The sequence below is a fragment of the Nonomuraea sp. ATR24 genome (genome assembly GCF_041950485.1).
Taxonomy (GTDB): Bacteria; Actinomycetota; Actinomycetes; order Streptosporangiales; family Streptosporangiaceae; genus Nonomuraea; species Nonomuraea ceibae.
Map to the genome: position 1 here is coordinate 19,296 of NZ_JBGNUU010000039.1, position 21,057 is coordinate 40,352.

The following is a 21,057-nucleotide window of genomic DNA, read 5'->3' on the forward strand; positions in this document are numbered from 1 at the left end:
CGCAAGATGAGAGCTGGTGAAGACCGTGGTCGCCTACCTCGATGCCGCGGCAACAACGAGAGTACTGCCACAGGTGGCAGAGGTCGTCCTGCACTGGATGTCCGAAGATTTCGGCAATGCCGGCTCGCGCACGCACGAGTACGGTACACGCGCCAAGAAGGCTGTCGCGCGAGCCCGCGAAGGCATCGCCACCCACCTCGGAGTCCGCCCAGATGAGCTGATTTTCACCAGCGGCGCCACCGAGAGCAACAACATCGCCCTGCTTGGTCTGGCTCCCTACGGGGCTGAACATGGTCGACGCCACATTGTCAGTACTGCCATTGAGCACAAGGCTGTCCTCGAGCCTCTCGAGCACCTGGAGGCTCAAGGGTTCGAGATCGATCTGATCGAGCCCGGCCCGTCTGGACGGGTGAGTGCAGAGGCGGTCCTTGAGCGGGTGCGGCCCGACACCCTGCTTGTCTCTGTCATGCAGGTCAACAACGAGACCGGTGTGATCCAACCCGTCGCTGAGCTAGCTGAGCATCTTCGCGCCACTGAGACGTACTTCCACGTGGATGCCGCACAGGGCTTCGGCAAACTGCCGGAGAGCCTGCGTGCACCCATCGATCTCATCAGCTTCAGCGGACACAAGATCGGCGCTCCCAAGGGGATTGGCGGGCTCGTCGTGCGGCGGAGGGGCCGGGTGGCAGCGCCCTTGAAGCCTTTGATGTTCGGGGGCGGGCAAGAGCGTGGTCTACGACCAGGGACGCTTCCCGTCCCGCTCATCGCGGGTCTCTCGACGGCGCTCGAGACCTTCGAAAATGAGCACACAAAGTGGCTGGCCGCTGCTGAGGAGTTCCGGTCAAGGCTCCTCGTCGCGCTGCGCAAGACCCGCTTCCATCTGCACGGCGACCAAGAACACGTGATGCCGCATATCCTCAACCTCTCCTTCGAGGGCGTGGATGCTGAAGCATTGATCTTGCAATTGAAGAGCTACGCTGCGGTTGCAACCGGCTCTGCCTGCACGAGTGCCTCCTACACCCCGAGCCATGTGTTGGCCGCGATGCAGTTGCCTCAAGAGCAGATCAGCAACGGTCTTCGGTTGTCCTGGTTCCCCGACCAAGCGAACGAGCTCGATGTCGACGAGTTCGTAGACGTGATCGCCGGCTACCAAGCCGGCGTGCAGACCTCTACGCTCGCTTGATCAAGCGGTGGCCACGAAGCTGGCGCCCGCACCGGGCGAGCTCGGCTTCCCAACCTTGCTCTGTGCCGATGAGATGCGGCCGAGCATAAAGGCCTGCCCGAAGCTCACTGTCGGTGAGACGACGGTACTTGGGCACGTCCGGATCATCGGGATGCAGGAACTCATGCTTGCGATGCAAGAGTGGCCGGTTCGTCGACTGCTCGTATGACATGAACGAGGTTTTCAGCGTGGTGAGATCCACCATGTATGAAGTCCTCAGTCTGGGATGCGGGTCGTCGTCAAACTCTGGGTAGTCGAGCCAGCTCACCCCCCGGCCTTGGTGCCGCAGCTTGGCTACCGTCCACTCTGGAGGGCGTCCTGCCGCAATGGAGGCGCAGTGTTCGTACAGGCGAAGCACGACAGGCATGTGCTCGACAGCCCGCCGATGCACATACAAGGCGGTAGGAGTCAGCTTGCCGACCTTTGATCCGTTCATCGCGCCACGGACATAGGCATCGTCTCGGAGCTTGAGCAGCAGCCGATCAGCTCGAAGGCATGCCTCCTTATAGGAGTTGAAGAAGGCCCTGACGTCAAGCTGCACCGATAGTGGGAGACAGCCGAAGGGCCCACGGCCGTTGAAGAGCTCAACTCCGAGGAAGAGAAGCGTGGTGAGCGTTGACTGCTTGGCAGCTTCGGCAATCTTGTCGGCATCAGCCGACGCGCGTACGAGTCTGTGGAGCTCGCCTGGACTCAAGTGTGCAAGGAGCTCCACCATCGGGGCCGGCATCTCTTCCACCCGTGGCACGCGGCCGCGCTGTTCGGTGTAATCGATCACCGCGGCGATCGCTGATGCTGCGTCGTCAGAAGCTAGCCACGTTGCCGCTGGGGCAATACGACGAGCTAGATAGCTGAGACGCGCCTCGTCTCGTTTAAAGGCGTAGACGACTCCTGGCGTGGCCGAGACAATTCGCACGCCCGTGATGTCTTCGACGTAGCTTCGCAGCTCGTTGGCCCCAAATAGGTGCTGGAAGGTGCGGCGACTCGTGAGAACCCCGTCGCCGAAACCCGTTCCTTTGACTTTTGACTTCTCCCAGGTGAGCCGGGTGGAGACGATCAGCGTTTCCTCTGCGAGATCCCATGCTCGCAGGAGGGTTTGGCGTCGTTCTTCGGGGTCCTCAATGATGTTGAGCACGTAGGTCAGGAGCACGACATCTGCGGGGCCGAGGTGACCGGCTGGATGGTAGTGCGGATCCCAACCGGTGACCTGAGCGGCCAGATTACGCAGGGCACGAACGTCGTCACCCCGTCCACATCCGTAATCCAGGACGGAGCGTTCTGGCGTGATCTGCTGATCGATCACAGCCTGCCGTGCCGGCACGGAAAGACCGGTTCTGCCTATGGCGGTTAGGCGGCGCTCAGTCTCCCAGGCGCCGCCCGTCTGCTGTGCGGGGCTCACGTGCCCATCATGGGGCTTAGAACTCTAGTGGTCCGAAGAATTGGCCTAGCTCAGGAGGGAGATTTCCTGATGACTGATTGCGGATGGCTTGGCGCACCGTCTCCAACAGCACGTCCATGACGCACGATTTACTGGCGTTGATATCACCTCGCATGTAGTTGAGGCCACCGTTGGCGGACTCATCGAAGATCGCCACCCCCTCCCCGAGTCGTTCATTGCTCAGAATGGAGGGGATCGCCTGAATACTCGAGCACTCCCAGCGAGCCGATGAAGGCACGGCGGTTGAAGATCGCCGGAAGACTCCGTACCCGATGGGCTCGTTGGTGTCGCTGAAGTCCCCGCTCCGTCCGTTCGCGTACCCCACGGAGGCTGCAAACAGCAGTGTGGAGGCCATGCTGGTGAACGGCCCATCGCTGTCCTTGCTCAGCGCCTCATGGCTCTTGAGACGGCGCATCCTCTGCTCGATGAGCCTTCCCCCACAGTCCCGTGCCGGCACGTGAGACGCTTGCGAAACATGCGGTGCCGTAGTGGTTGAGGGCGCGAAGCACCACGCGAATGTCAGTGCGGTGCTGTACCGTCACTTCTAGCTGATGCTTCCACGGACCCGTTGGGCCACGGAAGCCAAAGGAACAGCGAACACAACTTCATGTTGGGCCGGGTGAGCCAAAGGAGCTGCCTGGCACCAGAGAGGACCCCCATGTTCAGCAGTACGTCCATGGATATGCGTTGGACTGTCATCGCCAGGCTTCAAAGCGATCTAACGCACGTCACCCCCGGGTCAGACCGAGAACAGATCATCGAGCGAGCGATGGATCTGGCCCTCAGCAAAGGACGCACCCAAAAAGATCCTGAGCGCCTGTACTGGGACGTTCTCCGCAATGCGCAGTACGTCTTCTACCGCTCGAAGCAGCGTGGACGCATCGCCTGGACCCGCTACACCGGCCAGCTCGACATCGTTCTCTCTGACGAAGGTATCGATGTCAGGGAGCCCTGCGACAAAGTCGAAGACGAGGCAGAGGGCAACGCGCTCTGGCGACATCTGAAGGCAGGCGCAGCTGAGCTTGGGAGCTTCGGCCCGTCCTTCCTGGAGAATCTTGCTGAAAGCGAGCGTCCCGCCGACGCTGCCGTCACGTCAGGGATTTCCCGTGCTACCGCCTACCGGTGCGTCGCCACCCTTCGCAACCATCTGGGCGCCTGGCTCTGCGAAGCCGCCTAATCCCTATGCTCACGCCCATCGCCGATGGCAGCGTACATCTGACTAGCGCCTCCGTCAGACACCTCGCATTCCGCTTCATTCCGACAGTAATCAACGCCCTGATACCGGAGCGAAGCATCGGAGTATACATGCTGCTCCAAGGCGACACGCCCGTCTACGTCGGCCGATCAGATCGTTGCCTGCGCCAACGGCTATCCAGGCACAATCACCTTCGAGCTGCCACACACGTGACTTGGGAGTTCGCCGCGACCGCCCAGCACGCATACGTCCTTGAAGCGCACATATTCCACCGGCACAACAACCAGCTCATTAACAAGATCCACCCGGCCGCGCCTATCAACTCCTCCATCAAGTGCCCGTTCTGCGTACCCAACACGGATAAGGCGCTAACCAGGGCATTCGACCGCAACATTAGCGACAGCAGCAGAGTATCCGCATAATCTCTCATGGAGTAAAAATGGCCAAAATTCCGGTAGTCCTCACGGGGCAAGCGCTTCAATCGCTACGCGACTCGGGCTACAGCCTCGCCGCCGCCATCGGTGAAGTGATCGACAACTCGCTCGAAGCAGGAGCGAACAATATCCTTGTCCGTATGGATGAGGCACCTCCGGGAGGTCGTTCCAAGAAGAGTTACGTCCACCGGATCGTGTTCTCTGATGACGGCACCGGCATGGACACGCATACTCTCCATCACTATCTGCAGATCGGATACTCCACCCGATACATGCGTACCGACACGATCGGAAAATACGGTGTCGGCGCTAAGCTCGCCGCCTTGAACTTCGGCAAGCGCATCGATGTCTGGTCACGAACAGACGCCAATGGGTCGTGGCAACACGTGTACTTCGATCTCGATGAGGCGATCGCAGACGAACAGAACGGGAACGGATCGACCATCGGCGTCGATGACCCCGAAGTGAAGCCAGTCCCCAACGACTTCAGTGACGTCCTCCCAAAGGGAACCGGAACCCTGGTTATCTGGTCGAAGGTCGACCGGCTCGAAGAAGGCCGTCGCGCCAAAGACTTCAACAACCTCCGCCTGGAAGCCGAAAAAGAGATCGCGCGGATCTTCCGCATCTTTCTCAACGACGGCCGGCACATCGAGGTCAACGGAAGGAATCTACTCGCGCATGACCCTCTCTTTATGATGCGCGACACCTGGGCTGAACAGCAGCTCCGCGACTACTATCAGACTGGGGAGGGATCGCGACTCCACCTTAAGATCTCTGAATCCGACTTCGAGGCAGAACTAATCGCCAGGGAACCCATCAAGATCGGCAACCACACCGCGTACCTGACCGTTACGCTTTACCCCAGGGCCGCTACCCGTAAGCGAGGTCTCGGCGGTGACGACCTCGCCAAAAAGCTGCGTATCCCGGAGAACGAGGGCTGCATCAGCTTTATGCGGATGGACCGGGAAATCAGTTACACCAACGTCCCCATGATCTTCGGTCGTCGCGTGGACGAGCCGGACCGATTCATCGGCATCGAGGTATCCTTCACGCCTGAACTCGATTCCTACTTCGGTGTGCGAAACGTCAAGCGCGGCTTCGAGCCGCACGACGAACTACGGGACAAGCTTCGTATCGCTCTCAAGCGCCACGTCAAGACGGCTCGAGACCGGCTAGAGGATCGGTGGGGTGAGGTAGCTCGGGAACGCAAGGACCACGCAGGTGAGCACCGCGAGATCAACCAAGCCGCAGCCGACGCCGCACGAACGCTTCCAACTCCTCAAGCAAAGACCGACGTCGAACCACAACAGGCATTCGAGGTCCTGGCATTGGATGTTCTCGGTGCGGATGCCGATGATCAGGCCAAAGCTGACTACACCGCCCAGGTGCAGGAATTGCCGTTCATCATCGAATCGGTCAATTTTCCTGGCAAGCAGTTCATGGATGTCCAGCATGTCGGAGGCAAAGTGATCATCCGACTCAACACACGACACCGATTCTATCGGGAGATGTGGGAGCCATTGTCGAGCATCGCCCACGCCAATGCCTCATCTGTCAGCCCTGAACAGGCCATCAAGACCTCGCGCCGCGCCATCGAAGCGCTCACCCTCCTCCTCATCGCATACGGCAGGGCCGAGGCCATGCACGAGGATCCTCACGAGCAGTACGAGCAGCTTCGTGACTACTGGGGCATGTTCCTCGACTCCCTACTAGGCAAGGTCAAGGACGTCCTTTAGAAGTCGCCCGGCTCTGGCCTGACCGAATCATTAAGCAGTCAGGCCAGAGCTCTACATTGCATTTCGCTACAGCTCATCGCAATAAAGCCTCATTGAGTGATGAGCTTGGCAAGCCTGGAGCGAGCATAAAAGAGGCACGTACTTTATAAGGGTTACGCCCGCCCTCTAGCCATAGACAACATCTACTGTCGCTACTCCTGCCGCCTAACGAGCATGCATCTGTTCTAAACTGTCACACGCATCAGGAAGCATACGGACCATGCCGCAGAAGACCCCTCATTCTTCGTTGAACCTCGCCGCCGCGCTCCTCGCCACACCTGGACAGCTCACCTCTTACCGCGTTTACAACATCCTCCGTAAGCACAACGGCGGGCCGCTGGAGCTGGAGCGCATCTTGAGGGAGCTAGGTGATGCGCAGACGACCAGCAGCACACTCGAGGAGGAACAGTTGCTCGAGACGCTATTGCGAGATGACAGATTGCGTTCCGCCCGCGGCTATCGGCAGCACTTCTCCATGTCAGGTCGTTCTGTGCGCCTCCGGCCACCAGGCAATAAGGCTGAACAGGCTATCGAGCAAGAGAACGAACAGGTAAAGAAGCTGCTGCTTGATCAGCTGAGAGAAGTTCCTCCAGAGGTTTTCGAGCACATCGTTGCAGCGCTGTTCACAGCGATGAAGTACGAGGACGCGGTGGTGACTAGGCACTCCAGGGATGGAGGCGTCGATGTGCACGCCACCCTCGTCGGAGGCGGCGTGATGACAGTCCCGGCCTCGATCCAAGTCAAGCGATGGACAAAGCCGGTAACAGTCAAGGAGGTGAGGGAACTCCGAGGCACACTTCCGCCTGGAACCCAAGGCATCATCGTTACGACCGGGAAGTACACGAAAGACGCTCCTCGTGAGGCGCTGAGCAACCGCCTTACTCCCATCCACCTCATCGACGGTAACCTGCTAGCCGACCTGCTTACAGAACACGGGATTGGAGTCCAGGCCTCGCGTCTCTCGCTACTTTCCCTCGACCTAAACGCCCTGGCTACTATCACGGGTAGGGCCGAGAGCACCGCTCAGATCATCCCCTCGCGGCTATCTGGCAGCGCCCAGCGCCGCTACTACATCGGAAAGATGCCCTCGGAGCGCGACGGTTGTCTCCTGGATTCCATCGTGACCATGACCTCACTCGCTGACGGCCAGCCGACCTGGGACGACTACATCGCCAGTTTCAAACAGCACTTCCCAACTATCACCCGCTCCGACGAGGCACGTCGGCGGTCGCGCGTTCTAGTTTCCCTCGGCCTGGTCGACATCGAGAACGGGCACATGAGCCTTACCCTCACCGGCAGGCAGTTGTTGGAGACTCCAAACGCCGATTTTCTTTATGACGTATTCACAAGCCGCATTGCAGGAGCTCAGGAGATCCAGGACCTTGCTCTATCCCTGACACGAGCGCAGCTGCGTGCCCGACTCCGGACTGAACCTCCCGCAGGACTCTCCCCTACTCAAGCCAGTCTGGTCGAAAAATGGCTCCACCATCTGAAACAATCCGTGCCAACCAAGCCGTCACCACATGCGTAGTAAGCAAAACTTACAGTCCTTCCCTACGTCCCTGTAGGGACTGACCTGGCGCTGCCGGACTGCCGAGCATCCGGGATCAACCAGTCCTTCCAGGTGATGTCGTGGAGCCTCCCCATCACCAGTTCCTCCCATGTCCACACTGCGGTGAAGTGCGGGCGGCGAGGTAATCATGAAACGACGGCTACGAGGGACGTCGTCCAAGGACTTTTCGTTACCCCGACAACCTTGACTGCTCAATCCGATGACGTCGATGTCAACGTCCGGGTTGCGGGGTGTGAGACGTCCTGCTTCAAGGAGGTCGTCCTGACGCCCACAGACTGAGGTCATGATGATGTGCAGCTGGTCGCAATGGACGCGGTGGATGGGTTCACCTTTCCCGCCGTTGCGAGCCCGGTAGGACCGACGGGGGAAGCGTGCCGTTCAGGGTTGTTCTCGTTGCGATCTTTTTTCGCAAGAGTGAGCCGCACCAGCGAGGGCCAAGGGTGGCGGCGTGTAAATGTGATGCCACAGCGGCTCAGCAGAGCGTGTAGGGCGTCCCGACCGATTGTGACGGAGCGGCCGGACAGGCGATGCAGGTAGGCGAGTAGTTCACGAATAGACCAGCAGGTGAAGGGCTGACCGAGCTTGGCCGGTCGGTGTTGGCCGTCTGGGCAAGGATCTCTGCGTCGTCAGGACTGGTCAGGCGGAAACAGCCTCCCGCCTACTAAGGGTCAGGCAGGCCAGCCCGATCTCGTTGAAGCGGTTAGTGACATCCCGCACGGTGTCTTCATCGGCCTGGCGGGCGATGACCGGCACGGTGTTGCCGCCGGCCGAGGCCAGCAAGATCATCGCTCGCCGATAGCGCATGTGCTCGTCGTCCACCGGCCGGAGTGAGCGCCATTACCCCCATGTGGCCGGTTTGATGCAAGTTCACACAGATTGTCGAAAAGGAGACTTATGTGCTGATTTATAATCGCGATCTCCCGATGTATCCATACGGCAAGAAATATGTTACTTATTCACATCTCCTGCAGTACATCCGATAGTTGACCTGCCCGAATATGCGTAAAATAGGACATTAATCCCTATTATCGAACAACAGAAGATTCTCCTGTTGTGGTAAAAATGCTTCCGTCACTCGGGCGGCGATCCCCACCCAAACGGCTACCTTGCCCGCAAAACACGCGGCGGGAGACAGCGTGACAGTTCAACGAAGTCCATGGGCAAACCGTGGCTGGCCAGTAGGGACGTTTCTTGCCCGCCTGCCGATTACCGACCGCCGCATACTGCTGGACCTTGGCGTCCATCGATCACATCCGGCCGGCGATACTCTCATCCGTCAGGGGGCCGCAGGCGACGCCGTCCTCGTCTTGCTGGATTCCGTGGTTGCGGTCACCGCGGGCGTGGAGAATGGTGCCGAGACGCTCGTCGCCATCCGGGTAAGCGGAGACATCATCGGCGAGATGGCAGTGCTCGACAACACCACCAGATTCGCGTCGGTCACAGCCTGCCGCCGATCGTTGATCAGCCACGTCGCCGGATCGGCGTTCATGGAATTTCTGCATCAGCATCCCTCCGCAGCGGTGGCCATGAACCAGCTGCTCGGGGAGCGCTTGCGGCAAGCCAACCGCCGGCGGCTCGACTTCACCGGCTACGACGTGGACGTACGGCTGGCCCGGGCGCTCATCGAGCTTGCTGGGCAGCACGGGCACAGGCTGGCAGGCGCCACCGACGTTGGCGTGCGACTGTCCCACGCGGAATACGGCGCGCTGATCGGCGCCAACAAGGACTCGGTGCAGCGTGCGCTGCGACAGCTCTCGGCCAGAGGGCTCGTTGAAACTGGACGCCGCAAGGTGCTCATCTTGAACCTTACCGAGCTGGCAAACTTCGCAGATATCGCCCAATAGTTTCATACAAGACTTTTTGCAGTCTTCTACGAAGACGACTTTTGGCGGCTTTCGTCAACCCATCTTGTGACAGGGTGCTCGTCATCCCACTCACGCAGCTTTCCAGGAGGTACGGATGCGTGATTCCCGCATGCGAAAAATTCACCCAATGATGTCTATCGACATCGAAAACTACAGCGATCGGAACGAAGCGCAGCAGCACGAGGCGCAGGGGAGTCTCAGGCTCCTGCTGGAGACCGCGGCGCGCGAGGCGGGGCTCGACCTCACCGCGTGGGCGACCCAGTGGTCGGGAGACGGCGCGTTCGCGGTACTGCCCGCCGACACCCCGATCGGCGAGCTGGCCGAGGCGTTCATCCAAGAGCTCAACGTCCTTCTCGGCACCCGCAACCGCCGGCCACTGCCGCCGCCGTGGACCTCGATCCGGCTCAGGGTGTCCCTGCACGAGGGGCCGGTTAGAACGGACGGCGCCACTGGGATCCCGGGCTCGCACGCCGTACAGGTCAACCGGCTGGTCGACGCCGAGGCGCTGCGGGTGGCGCTGGCGTGCTGCCACGGTGCGGACCTGGCGATGATCGTCTCCGAGCGGGTCTTCAACGACTACCTCACTGACGGGTACGGGGCGCTCAGCCCGGCCAGGTTTCGGCAGGTGCGCGTTGCGGTGAAGGAGAACCGGTACCTCGCCTACCTGTACGTGCCCAACTGCGACCTATTCAGGATCCATGAGCTCGATCCGTTCAACGACATCCCTGCTCTACCGCACGAAGACAGGGGTCCGCGGCGTGCGGGCGCGACCTCGGCCGAACCGCCAAGCAGTGAGCCGAGAAAGATCGTCTATGGCTCCGCCCATACAATCACCGGCTCCAATGTGAACGAGACGCACTCGGGCGATATCCGCATCGGCGACATCAATTTGGGTGGGCCCAGATGAGCGATTCGGCCTCCCTTCCCGAGAAGGGCACAGCCGAGGAGCCGGATTCTCCCGCAGCTACCGAAGCCGCCGCCGGTCAACCCATCCCTCCTGCGGCCCTGGAGGAGAAGGCACCGCATGTCCCCGTGGACGATGAGGAGGGCGACGACGACGCGAAACCGCTCGGCCAGCAGCTCGCGGACGAGGACGCCGAGCGCCGCGTGCGAGAGGGGAACCTACGTACGCTCGTCCGGGGGTCGTCGCACCGCATCATGGACAGCGCACTCTTCGAAACCCATAACGGTGACATCAACATCGGGCTGGGGCAAACGGGGCTTGTCAGGTCGTATCTGCTGAGCAGCGAAGAGGTCCGGCAGGTCGGCCACACCCACGTCGAGGTTTCATCCTACCGGGACCTGGTGAACCGGCTCGCCATGGAGCGGGTCGCGGTCATGAAGGGACAACCGAACAGCGGCAGGCACTGGACCGCGTTGGCCGCGCTGGGGCAATGGGCGAGCGAGGGAGCATATGAAGGGCTGGTCCGAAGCTATGGAACGCTCACAGTCCGTGGCGACCTGGTCCAGATGGACGCGGCGCGGTTGCAGAAGCACGCCAGCTACGTGCTTGACGCAACGGGCGCAGCATGGACCCGGCACGATCAGCGCGAAGTGGTGCGCCATCTCGAATCCCTGGCGGACGAGCTGTGTGGCCGCTTCGTCGTCCTGACCGATCCGGACGGCCTGCCTGGGCATTCCTCGATCAATCATCAGCCTCCCGATCCACGTGAGGTATTCAAGAGCTGGCTCGTCTGGCAACTAGACAAGCTGGGCCTCTCCTACTCCCCCTCGATGCTGGAAGAGCTCAGACACATCGCGGGCGAGGACCGCCCTCCCGGCGAGAGCGCCACCCTGGCCAGGGAGTCGGCCATGATTTTGGCCGATGGTGGCACCACGGCGGAGGTCGTCTCGGGGCTTCCGAACGCGCTGCGGCAGGTGGCCAAGGAGCTGCTGGTCGATGACGAGGCCACCCTGCATAGGCGCTGCTTCCTGATCAGCGCGGCGGTGCTGAACGAGCTACCCCTAGTCACAGTCTCGCGAGCCGCGGCCCTGCTGGGGGAGCTGGTGCATCCATCGCCAGCGCCCCAGAAAAACACCGGCCCCCCGTCGTGGGAATGGCTGCCCGAGTGGCTGCAGTTCGCACAGGCCGACTGCAGCTCAGGGGAGAACACCACGCGAGTCTGCCTGCGCAGGCCGCGACTTGCCGCCGCCATCCTGGAAGTGATCTGGCAGGAAGGGCAGAGCATCCGCGATCCCGTCCTCACCTGGCTGACTCAGCTCTCCGGACACCCCGACCGGGACGTGCGCATCAAGGCAGCGCACGCAATAGGCCGAATCTCGGCCTACGACTTCAAGATGGTCGAGACCGAGTTCCTCCGCCGATGGAGCCGGTCCAGGCGGCAGAACGAGTCATGGTTGGCCGCGTGGGCGCTGGAGGCGGCGTACGCGGACAACCCATCCCGACAGGTCCTCGACTGCCTGGGCGGCTGGCTGCGAACCACGACCACCCGCCGTACGGCGGCGCGGGCGTACGGCTCCCGCATCGGTATCGACAGGATCGACGAGGCGCTCGAAGCCTTCCAGTGGATGGCGATGAAGTCCTCGCCCCGAGAGAGACACCTGCACGACGCCATCGCACGCTCGCTCACCGACGTATGCACGACGGGCACCGCGCCCACCATCGTCAAGGAACTCGCCGACTGGAGCGTGACCAGTCACGCCGGCCTTCGCCGCATCGCCGCCCTCGCCCTGACACGCCTGGCCACGACAGATGACGACCGGCACGACCGACTGCGGCTGGACGAGCTCGGCGAGGAGTCGTGGCCAGAAACCGAGCAGCACCTCGTCAGCGTCTGGCTCAACGCGCTGGCCTGCGGGCTGAGCTCGCGCAACCTGCGGCACGCGGTGAGCCCTCCGGTACACGAGGCGTGGACCGCGTTCGGCGTCTGGGTGTCCAGCTGGGACAGCGCTCCCCATCGCCGCCGCTCTGTCATCGAGCGGGTCTTCGCCAGCAGCACAACCGACCTGCGCGGGCCACTCCGCCTCCATCTACACCACTGGTTCCATACCGGCACGACCAGTGCCGGCCTGAGCAAGCACCTTCACAACTACATGAAAGGCGGTACCACTTGATGGGTGTCCTACGCCGACTGTGGAAAAGGTTTCGTCCCCACCCCACGCCCTCCGCTGTCCCCCATACGTGCGCCGAAGACGAACCGTACAACCCGATCATGCTCACGCACCGCTTCATGCAGCCGCCGCCACGCCCGTGCGACCACCTACCCGGCGAGGGCCTGCATGTGTGGGACGATCCGCTGGTCATCGAGACGCCCGCCCGCGGCGACGCGCTGACCTTCACCATCAGGGTGTGGTGCTCCTGGTGCGCCCAGCCGAAGACGGATAGTTCCCAGCAGCACCTGAACGCCGAGATCGACGCCAAACGGTGGGCGGCGCACCGCCGCGTCCACAACGTCGTACGCGCCACCGCGCGCAAGTTCCCCGCACATCTGCCGCAGGCGGCAGAGGAGGCCATCGACGAGGCGTTGACCGCCGCGTTCCTCGCTCCGATCCACGACTGCGACAGTGTGATGATCAAGTGCACGGCACAGGCGTGGGTGTCGCTCAGTGAGGAGGTCCTGGAGCACCAGCGCGGCATAGGCCGGAAGATGATGGAGGACGATGCGCAGTTCGAACTCGCCAAGACCCAGGTGGCACGACTGGGCAAGGAGCGCGACCTCTGGCTGCGGTTCCTGGAAGACAGCGAGGCAAACTGGCGCAGCCGTTACGCCGTACGACTGGCCGAGCACCCCGTCAACGCGGCCGACGTCATGGGCGTCATGGAGCGCGAGCGGCTCGAAGCAGCCCAGCGGTTCCTCGACGTAGTCAACAGCGTGGTCAGTGCTCAGCAAGCGGTCAACGTGTTCGACCTCGTCAAGGACAGTGAGACCGCGCTCAGGATCGCCTTGCAACAACTCGGCGTGCACCTGCCCGAGCCGTCTGCCCAGTTGCCTTGGGAGCAGGGATGAGCGCTTCCCTGCGCGCTGCGGCGCTGGCCTGCGTCCTCCTGGCCTCGGCGTGCTCGTTCTTCGACGAACCACGCACCATCACCACCGCGCCCAAGCCGGGCGCTGCCTGCACCGCGCTTGGTGGCCTGTCGCGCGACAACACCCCGACGGCACGTGAACTGGTCGTGGTGATCGACCGAAGCGACTCCATGCGGGACGCGGAGACGCGCCAGAACGCCGACTGGTATGCCGCGATCTTCGGTGGCAGAGGCGTACCGCTAGAGGACGGATCCATCAGCTTTGGCGCGCAGGAGAAGTCGCTGATCCCGTCGCTGCCCACACCAGCCGTCATCAAGATCGGCGCGATCGACGGCGGAGAGAGCATCGCCTGGCAGGGTGCGCCCGTCTATCTACCCAGAATGACCGGCGGCGAGCGCAACAGGGCGGAATTCGCCGGGAACACGAGCGCCTGCCTGCGGGAACTTGTCGACCGGGCCACTCGGAATCCCGGCAAGCGGGGCACCAACGTCATGGCCGCCTTCCGGGTAGGGCAGCGCGGCACCACCGAGGCTCAGCACACTCTGATTGTGGTCACCGACGGACTGGCCACGACCGGCTGCGCCGACCTGCGCCAGACCGCCATGCGAGACGTCGCGCACGCCGCGCGCATCGTCCGGTCCTGTGATGCTCAGAGGGCCGTGCCCGATCTGACGGGGTGGGAGGTCCGTCTGCCCTGGGTGGGAGCCGTGGGGCAAGGACATCCCGAACCTCAAGAGCCCCACCTGCAGTGGCTCCGCACCCTGTGGTCAGGCATGTGCGCGCAGGCCACCCGCTCCGCACAGAGTTGCACCGTCGAGTCAGGTTCCCGCCCTGGCCCTATGTCCGCGGCGGCAGCCGCCGCGGGCTCGCAGACCGCCGCCTCAGCCGGGCCCGAGGACGGGAGGATCAAATTCTTGAGCGTCGAGGAACCTCCCAACCCGGTCCAGGTGGAGACGCTCCCCAGCGACCTGCTGTTCGCGACCGACTCCGACCGGGTATCGGCGCGTGGGCTGAAGGCATTGGCCTCCTTCACGAACAAAGTCATCCCGAAGGCGCCGGAGTGGCTGGAGGTCCTTGGACACACCGACGACCAAGGCGACCCGGCATACAACGTAGACCTGTCTGTACGGCGTGCCGAGGCGGTGCGCAGGGTGCTGAAGGAGGCCGGACTGGGACACGTGCGTGTCGTGGGGATGGGCGAGAAGGCGCCGAAGTGCGCGGGCACAAGCCCGGCAGACCGCAGCTGCAACCGCAGAGTGGAGATCAAGTACAAGGTGCGTGGATAGGATGAGCAACGGCAACTTCCATCCGGGCGACGAGACACTCAACGGCCGGATCGTCCCCCCTGCCGAGGACCACGACGCGGCGAGCGGCACGCGGCAACCTGTCCACCTCTGCCACCACGGCTGCGATTGCTGGCAGCGCAACTTCGACATGTACATCCAGACAACACCCGCCCGGGTGCCAGAGCAGCTGGACAACCTGGAGTCGCATGCCCTGCTCAGCGCCAAGAACCGGGCCTCGCAACTCGTACGCCAGCAGGCTGAGCAGATAAATGCGCTGCGGGGCGGGCTGATCAGCAACTACCACGAGGCGCAATCCTCCCTGGCGGATCTGCGGGCCATCGTGTGCGGCGGCGCGCTCGGCAACGCTACACAGGACCTACGCCGGTTGCGGGAAGCGCGGATCGCCACGCGAACGCCGCGGCGCCCGCTCTGGTTGCGGATTATCGTGTGGCCCACGATCGTGGCCGTCGGCGGTTTCGACACCTGGTACTTCAGGAACATCTTCCAGAAGTTCATCGGGAACTCCGACATCAACGGCCTGGAGGAGATCCTCACTCTCCTGCCCGGGATCACGCTGACGGTTGGCCTACTCATCTCCGGCACGACGCTCGGAGGACCAGTGCACCGCGCCGTCCGCCTGCATGCCGAGCGCCAGAAGACCCGGTACGGATTCGGCCGCTTCCTGGCCGGGCTCGGCTATTGGGTGTTCCTCCTGCTGCTGCCCGCCATGCTTCTGCTCGTCGCCGCGAGCTGGGCGGTGCAACGTACCCGGGAGGCGAACGCAACCTCCGCGCAGGCAGGTGACGTGACCCAGCTCGCCCTGCCACAGGATTTCGTGACGATCCTGATCGTCACACTCACACTCTGCGCGTTCGCCTTGAAGATCGCCGCGCACGATGCGTACGCGAGCCAGGAATTCGACGCCCGGTGGCGGCTACGCAAGGCCCGGAGGGCGAGCAAGCACCGCGTGCGCAAGGCCGGCGCCGACGTCAGGCGGCACAGCGTGGCCTGGAGCAACCTGAGTGCGCTGCGCGACGATCTGATCAGCCGCATCTCCGAGCGGTACAGCGAGGCCTACCAGTTCATGATGTACGCTCGCGGCTTCCACGCTAAGGCTGGCAGCCTTCCTCCGGCATTCTCCAACGGAGAGCGGGGCAACTCGCTCCGGGACCGCGTCCAGCCTGAGCTGGCCGGAGTCATCGGCCCCGAGCCGGAGTTCGGCGCGCTGCACCAGGTCGAGGAAGCCCTCCAGCGGTTCCGCCCGGACCCGCTGGAGGAGGAGCTGCGGATCCTGCGCGAAGAGTGGATCGCCCAGCTCTCCACCGTCACATCGGTCTCTTCGGCCTCCCAGTCCGCGCCTGGCGGAGAGACGGTCCGATGACCGATCCGAGCCGATCCGCCGCTCATGCTCAGCGCATCCTGGGCGAGATCAGGGAAGAGGCGGCCCGTGCGGACACCAAGGCCTCGATCCTGCTCGGCACCACCGCGGTCGCGGTCGGCGCGGTGCTCGGCGGCCTATTCGCGGGGCGCTGGCGCCCGCACGACCTCGGTTCCGGCCAGTGGCTGTGGTGGTGTGGATCGGCCATGACCTGCACTGCCATCGTGCTGTTTCTGGCCGCGATCTATCCCAGGCGCGGCAGCAGCAGCCGACCCGCCACGCTGGTGAGCTTCTATGGCGACGCGCTGAGGCAGAAATCGCCCTACAGCCTCGCCACTGCGCTCGAACGGTCGTCGCGAGCCGAGTTGGATACGCTGGCCGACCAAATCTTCACGATGAGCAGGCTGGTCCGGACGAAGTATCTTCTGATCCAAGTGGGTGTCTGGACGCTCGCCAGCGCGGCCGCCGCCTGGCTGGTGTCGCCGTTCCTCGTCTGAATCGACAAAGGCTCTCGGACGAATGCCCGTGAGCCTTTGCGTGTAGAGGGGGTCTAATCACTTCTTACGGCGAAGTCGAAATAGCACGGCCCGGCGATACAAAGCTTCGGAGGGTTGTATCCGTATCCGGCCGAGCTGGAGTCGGTCGAGTCAGATGACACAAGCCGATCGAGCAAAGCCAGTCCAGGCGTTCGTGTACCTCCACCGCCATCTTCCCAGCGGCGGGCCATCGTTGGCCTTGCCGCACGCTTCGTTCACCTCGTGCCCTCTGTGATTCCAACGGAACAGCTACGAGACATCTGTCATCCCTGCCGTGATTGCGATACTTTCAGCATGAGTGTGAGGTGATGCCGGCGTGCAGGAAGATACGCGAAGAGTCCAGACTGCCGTTCTTAACGGAGCGAGCTCCTACGACCCGATCCTTATGCCCCTCGACCGGACTGAAGCCCTCCGGTTCCGGGAACACCACGATCGGATGGGCAATACGTTCTGGTGCGGAACACACCTTGGCGGCTGCGGAAAACAGTTGATGGACCGGATCGGCCAGGTGAAGATTCCGCATTTTGCTCATCATGCACACCGAGCCGCTCATATGTGCAGGCGCGTCAACCTTGGCGTCGACTCTGCCGATCACCTCTACATCCACCAGGAGCTATCAAAGTGGCTCATGGGCCTAGGAATGAAGCCCATCAGTGCCCCTGCCATCGACGACGACTTCGCCTTAGGTGGCGACTGCACAGCGCTGACCGTCACCCCACCCCGACAGCTGCCACTGATTGCCGTCCAACTCGTCGGTAACGAGCACAGTTGGTACGACCGGGACAGTCAGCTTCGTGTCGGAGGGCGAGTCGTACAGTGGATCTTCGGCACGAAGTCCCGTGCATCGCATGCCGCGCTCGACCGAGACGGGTATGCCTTGCGTGTTCGCTGCGAAACCCAAGGAAGCACGCGAAGGGCATCTGTCGCAGTCCAACTTCCAGGACGGCCAATCGAATGGGAGGACATCTCTGGCTGGCAGCTGACACAATCCGGAATCTCTACAGCAGAAATTGAACGTGTTCGCCGGCCACATACAAGCTTAATTGGCACCGGTCAAGTGGCCGACACAAACGAAAGTAACATTATCGGCTTCCCTCTCGATGTAGCCGAACTCGTGGTCACACCAAAGGCGTCGAAGACGGGCCCCTGGCAACATTTAGGCAATAGCCAGAACGACAGTCAGTCGCTCCCCGTAAAAGTACAAATGCGTACTGGAGTCAGCATCGGCGATGCCGTTGTGGTACTCCCCTGCGCCTACGCGGAGCTGGCTCTCGGCCAGTTGTATCAAATCATGGCACCTGCCTCGATACGAGCCAATATAGATCCTGAGCGGCTGACACCTCGTTGGATCATCGACTCCGGCGGGCTGGCACTCGCACCGGCGATACAAACCCCGCTACTCACTCCACACGTCGACATCCATCCACGAGTATTCGAAAAGCAACATGCGATGAAGACGTATCAGGAAGAGGTCACTCCCCCTGAAGCGCGCGAGCCGCTCACGACTTTCGCCTCCGTCGACCAATCAACCGCACAACTCGATCGGCGGGAGGAAATGCGCATACGTGAATCCGCTGCAAAAGCGATCACGCGGCTAGAGCAAGCGCGCAGCGTCGGCAACCGAAACAGAGGACGTGAGCTGCTCGACCAGCTAGGAAGACTGCTGAAGTCGGCGCCCTCGGACAAATTCGGCTACGAACTGCGCCAATATGGCGAGTACAGCGCGTGGCTGACTCCCGCCCGCAAGAAAAGCATGAGTAAGTTCGGACGAGGGCGATAGTGACAGTCTCTTTGCCTGAGCGACTATCCAACCGAGCGTAAGCTGCTGCGCTCCGATAAAACGCCAAACCTGCCGTGAGGCCCACTCTGAACCACAGTTACAGGGGTAATTCATTCTCACGATCTCAGATCAAGCCTTGTCGATCCGATTAGGCTCTTGAGTAGCTGGCCTCAACCTCAAGGGATCAGGAGAAGGTCATGATGACCAAGATGACACGAGGGTCCGCACGCTTATGGCACCCCGGGATGACCACGGTGGCCAAGGACGACATTCGCCACATGAAGCCGAGCCAGCGGAACAAGTACCGCCGACAGGGATTCTCCTGGGCAGAGATAAAGAAGATCGACAAGGCGATCGGACGGGGCGAAACCACTATCACCATCAAGTCCGCCATCCGCGAAGTGACCATCGAACTCCCACCGAAATGGCGCTGAGACGACGGTCGACCACTCCACCCCTTCAACTCAGCCTCACAGGTGTCAGTGGCGCGCCAATGCGGGCTCAGGTACGCATCCCGTAAGGTTAGGCCATTGGCCTGCCAACAAGGCGCGGAAGGGGTCATGCTTGGCACGGCCGCACACCTGCCACTTGATCGTTTCAGATGCAGTTAACGTGACCTTCGACGGGGCCGGTGTCAATCCCCTCAAAGCGTGGAGACGGTCCTATGCCACAGCGGCCCTGAGCAGGACCGTTGATGCTTGCCGCTTCTCGATCATCTGACGCTCGAATGTGACAGGCGGCAGCCCGCCGTTAGCACTGTGCCTGCGCTTGAGGTTGTAGAAGTCCGCGATCCAGGTCGCGATCTTCAGCCGGGCCTCCGCCCGGGTACGGAAGTGGTGCCGGTATATGAACTCGACCTTCAGCATGCTGTTGAGCGACTCGGCGGCTCCGTTGTCGAGCGCACACCCGACCCGGCCCATCGACTGCACCACCCCGTGCTTGCGGCATTCGGCCTGGTAGCGGGCAGCTGTGTACTCCGAGCCGCGATCGGAGTGGAAGATCACCCCGTCCACGTCACCGCCACGCGTGACCACGGCCATCTGCAGCGAGGCGACCGTCAGCGCCGCGTCATGGTGCTCCGACATGGCATAGCCGAGCAGCCGGCGGGAGAACAAGTCCTCGGCCGACGCCAAGTACAGCGGCCCCTCATCGGTGCGGATCATCGTGACATCCCCGACCCACAGCACATCCGCAGCGACCGCGGTGAACTTCCGGCGCACCAGATCCGGCGCGGCCGGCCCGCTTGCCCTGCCGGGTCAGCGAACGGGGCTTCTTCTGCCTGCGGCCGGCCAAGCCGAGTTCGGCCATCCGCTTGGCCACGGTGTTCTCCGACACCTTCCAGCCCTCGGCCCTCAGGTCCTGGGTTGATGCGTGGCGACCCGTAGGTGCCACCGGAGGCGGCGAAGTGCCATTCAATCTCCTCGCCGAGACGGGCGCGCCGCTCTTGGCGAGCTGTTGGCCTGCGGTTCTTCCATTTGTAGAACCACGAGGGCGATACTCCCAGCGCACGAAAACAAATCGTGTGGGGGACACCAAACTCGGCCCTTTGGGACTCGATGAACTCCACCACGGTTATCGGTTCAGCGAGTCCTTGACCCATAGGACCACGGATCGTTTGAGGACATCACGCTCGTCCTCCAGCTCGGCGCGCTCCTTCTCCCAGGCGGTCTTGTCTTTGGCGTGCTGCTTGACCAGCTCGGCCTTCTCCCGCCGCAGTCGCGCCAGCTCCTCCTGCTCGGACTCCTTCAGCTTGCCGCCTCCGTTGCCGTCCCGCCCGACCTGCCCCGTTGCGTGCCGGTCCATCTGCACCCAGTTGTACAGCGTGTACTCGTTGATACCCAGGTCCCGCGCGATGTGCGCGACGGGTTTGCCGGTCTCCTTGACGATACGCACCGCCCCAGCCCGGAACTCCGGATCAAAGCGACGCCTCGTGGTTCCTGCCACGACCAAACCTCTCTCGGCTCGGTCTCCACGTTACGAGGGGAAGCCCACCGGAGCTGTAGGGCAGGGTGAGGCCGGCGATGACAACGTCGTGGTCACGACACAGACCGGTGACGCAGAAGTGCGACTCAAGAAGGTCGTCGGCGAGGACCGTAGTCATCCAGGCCCGCAATCTCGGCGTACACCGGGCCATCTTGCCACCGGATGACGTGGTTGCTCTAGCGGTCGTAGACAAGGCCGGGGATATATGCGAGGTGATCTTGAAAGACTCACGCGCCGTGTAGGATGCTTGCCCAGCTCAAGCGGCCCAGCCGGGCGGAGTAACCACCACTCTCCTAAAGCGGGTGCCGCAGGTTTGCATCCAGCCGAGACCCCATCGTCCAGCAGCAACAAAGAGGGTTGACCCGGGAAAGCGCTGGCTGATGGCCTTCTTGTGTCCGGCGATGTCCGGCTGCTGCTGATCGTTTGCGGCTGATCGCGCCAAATGCGTGAGCACGACTCCTGGCGTGCCCCACTACAGCCAAATGCACTGAACGCTTTTCATCCTGCTTCACGGAGTTGAAGAACGAGGATGGCTTTGACGAGCTGACCTGCGAGAAGAGGGCAACACCGTAGCTTGCGAAGGACGCGCCAGGTTTTCAGCTGCGCATT

General features: G+C 62.4%; 17 protein-coding genes and 2 pseudogenes. 13 read left to right on the plus strand and 6 right to left on the minus strand.

Annotation, left to right across the window (positions count from 1 at the left end; all coding sequences use genetic code 11):
• The first annotated feature begins 16 nt into the window (after positions 1 to 16).
• A complete protein-coding gene (dndA, locus tag ACBI99_RS44995) occupies positions 17 to 1,183 on the plus strand; it encodes a cysteine desulfurase DndA (protein ID WP_375075355.1) in 1,167 nt (388 codons plus the stop codon).
• Here the strand turns inward: dndA and ACBI99_RS45000 are convergent.
• Positions 1,170 to 2,618 (minus strand): DNA phosphorothioation-associated putative methyltransferase, encoded by a 1,449-nt coding sequence (locus ACBI99_RS45000; RefSeq protein WP_375075356.1) that lies wholly within the window; start codon positions 2,616 to 2,618, stop codon positions 1,170 to 1,172. The genes dndA and ACBI99_RS45000 overlap by 14 nt on opposite strands.
• Before the next feature lie 16 nt (positions 2,619 to 2,634).
• Positions 2,635 to 3,072 (minus strand): hypothetical protein, encoded by a 438-nt coding sequence (locus ACBI99_RS45005; RefSeq protein WP_375075357.1) that lies wholly within the window; start codon positions 3,070 to 3,072, stop codon positions 2,635 to 2,637.
• A gap of 243 nt (positions 3,073 to 3,315) precedes the next feature.
• On the opposite strand from ACBI99_RS45005, the gene ACBI99_RS45010 reads away from it, so the two are divergent.
• From ACBI99_RS45010 to ACBI99_RS45020, 3 genes are all read left to right on the plus strand, one after another.
• Complete coding sequence (locus tag ACBI99_RS45010; protein ID WP_375075358.1) at positions 3,316 to 3,834, plus strand: hypothetical protein; 519 nt, start codon at positions 3,316 to 3,318, stop codon at positions 3,832 to 3,834.
• A 457-nt stretch (positions 3,835 to 4,291) separates the two neighbouring features.
• Positions 4,292 to 6,022 (plus strand): ATP-binding protein, encoded by a 1,731-nt coding sequence (locus tag ACBI99_RS45015; RefSeq protein WP_375075359.1) that lies wholly within the window; start codon positions 4,292 to 4,294, stop codon positions 6,020 to 6,022.
• A gap of 259 nt (positions 6,023 to 6,281) precedes the next feature.
• Positions 6,282 to 7,592 (plus strand): restriction endonuclease, encoded by a 1,311-nt coding sequence (locus ACBI99_RS45020; RefSeq protein WP_375075360.1) that lies wholly within the window; start codon positions 6,282 to 6,284, stop codon positions 7,590 to 7,592.
• Between the two features lie 678 nt (positions 7,593 to 8,270).
• Here the strand turns inward: ACBI99_RS45020 and ACBI99_RS45025 are convergent.
• Entirely contained in the window at positions 8,271 to 8,453 is a 183-nt protein-coding gene (locus tag ACBI99_RS45025) for a helix-turn-helix domain-containing protein (protein ID WP_375075361.1), read from the minus strand.
• A 317-nt stretch (positions 8,454 to 8,770) separates the two neighbouring features.
• On the opposite strand from ACBI99_RS45025, the gene ACBI99_RS45030 reads away from it, so the two are divergent.
• The 9 genes from ACBI99_RS45030 (at position 8,771) to ACBI99_RS45070 (ending at position 18,899) form a co-directional block, all read left to right on the plus strand.
• Complete coding sequence (locus ACBI99_RS45030; protein WP_375075362.1) at positions 8,771 to 9,478, plus strand: Crp/Fnr family transcriptional regulator; 708 nt, start codon at positions 8,771 to 8,773, stop codon at positions 9,476 to 9,478.
• Positions 9,479 to 9,593: 115 nt separating this feature from the next.
• On the plus strand, positions 9,594 to 10,406 hold the full coding sequence (locus ACBI99_RS45035) for a hypothetical protein (protein ID WP_375075363.1): 813 nt from the start codon (positions 9,594 to 9,596) through the stop codon (positions 10,404 to 10,406).
• Positions 10,403 to 12,574: a hypothetical protein gene (locus ACBI99_RS45040; protein ID WP_375075364.1), complete on the plus strand. Its 2,172-nt coding sequence runs from the start codon at positions 10,403 to 10,405 to the stop codon at positions 12,572 to 12,574. Before ACBI99_RS45035 ends, ACBI99_RS45040 begins: the two co-directional genes overlap by 4 nt.
• Positions 12,575 to 12,672: 98 nt before the next feature.
• A complete protein-coding gene (locus ACBI99_RS45045) occupies positions 12,673 to 13,467 on the plus strand; it encodes a hypothetical protein (protein ID WP_375075365.1) in 795 nt (264 codons plus the stop codon).
• Positions 13,464 to 14,771, plus strand: coding sequence for an OmpA family protein (locus tag ACBI99_RS45050; protein WP_375075366.1), 1,308 nt, complete (start codon positions 13,464 to 13,466; stop codon positions 14,769 to 14,771). Before ACBI99_RS45045 ends, ACBI99_RS45050 begins: the two co-directional genes overlap by 4 nt.
• A 1-nt stretch (position 14,772) precedes the next feature.
• On the plus strand, positions 14,773 to 16,152 hold the full coding sequence (locus tag ACBI99_RS45055) for a hypothetical protein (protein ID WP_375075367.1): 1,380 nt from the start codon (positions 14,773 to 14,775) through the stop codon (positions 16,150 to 16,152).
• Complete coding sequence (locus ACBI99_RS45060; protein ID WP_375075368.1) at positions 16,149 to 16,646, plus strand: Pycsar system effector family protein; 498 nt, start codon at positions 16,149 to 16,151, stop codon at positions 16,644 to 16,646. Before ACBI99_RS45055 ends, ACBI99_RS45060 begins: the two co-directional genes overlap by 4 nt.
• Positions 16,647 to 17,001: 355 nt before the next feature.
• Positions 17,002 to 18,465, plus strand: a complete 1,464-nt coding sequence (locus ACBI99_RS45065; protein ID WP_375075369.1) for a competence protein CoiA family protein — start codon at positions 17,002 to 17,004, stop codon at positions 18,463 to 18,465.
• A gap of 197 nt (positions 18,466 to 18,662) precedes the next feature.
• Positions 18,663 to 18,899 (plus strand): hypothetical protein, encoded by a 237-nt coding sequence (locus tag ACBI99_RS45070; RefSeq protein WP_375075370.1) that lies wholly within the window; start codon positions 18,663 to 18,665, stop codon positions 18,897 to 18,899.
• A gap of 228 nt (positions 18,900 to 19,127) precedes the next feature.
• Here the strand turns inward: ACBI99_RS45070 and ACBI99_RS45075 are convergent.
• The 3 genes and pseudogenes from ACBI99_RS45075 to ACBI99_RS45085 all read right to left on the minus strand — a co-directional run.
• Positions 19,128 to 19,697 (minus strand): annotated as a pseudogene (locus ACBI99_RS45075) (IS3 family transposase); the annotation flags it as partial.
• Positions 19,698 to 20,037: 340 nt separating this feature from the next.
• Positions 20,038 to 20,409, minus strand: coding sequence for a transposase (locus tag ACBI99_RS45080; RefSeq protein ID WP_375075371.1), 372 nt, complete (start codon positions 20,407 to 20,409; stop codon positions 20,038 to 20,040).
• Positions 20,410 to 20,946: 537 nt separating this feature from the next.
• Positions 20,947 to 21,057: pseudogene (locus ACBI99_RS45085) on the minus strand (IS5/IS1182 family transposase); the annotation flags it as partial.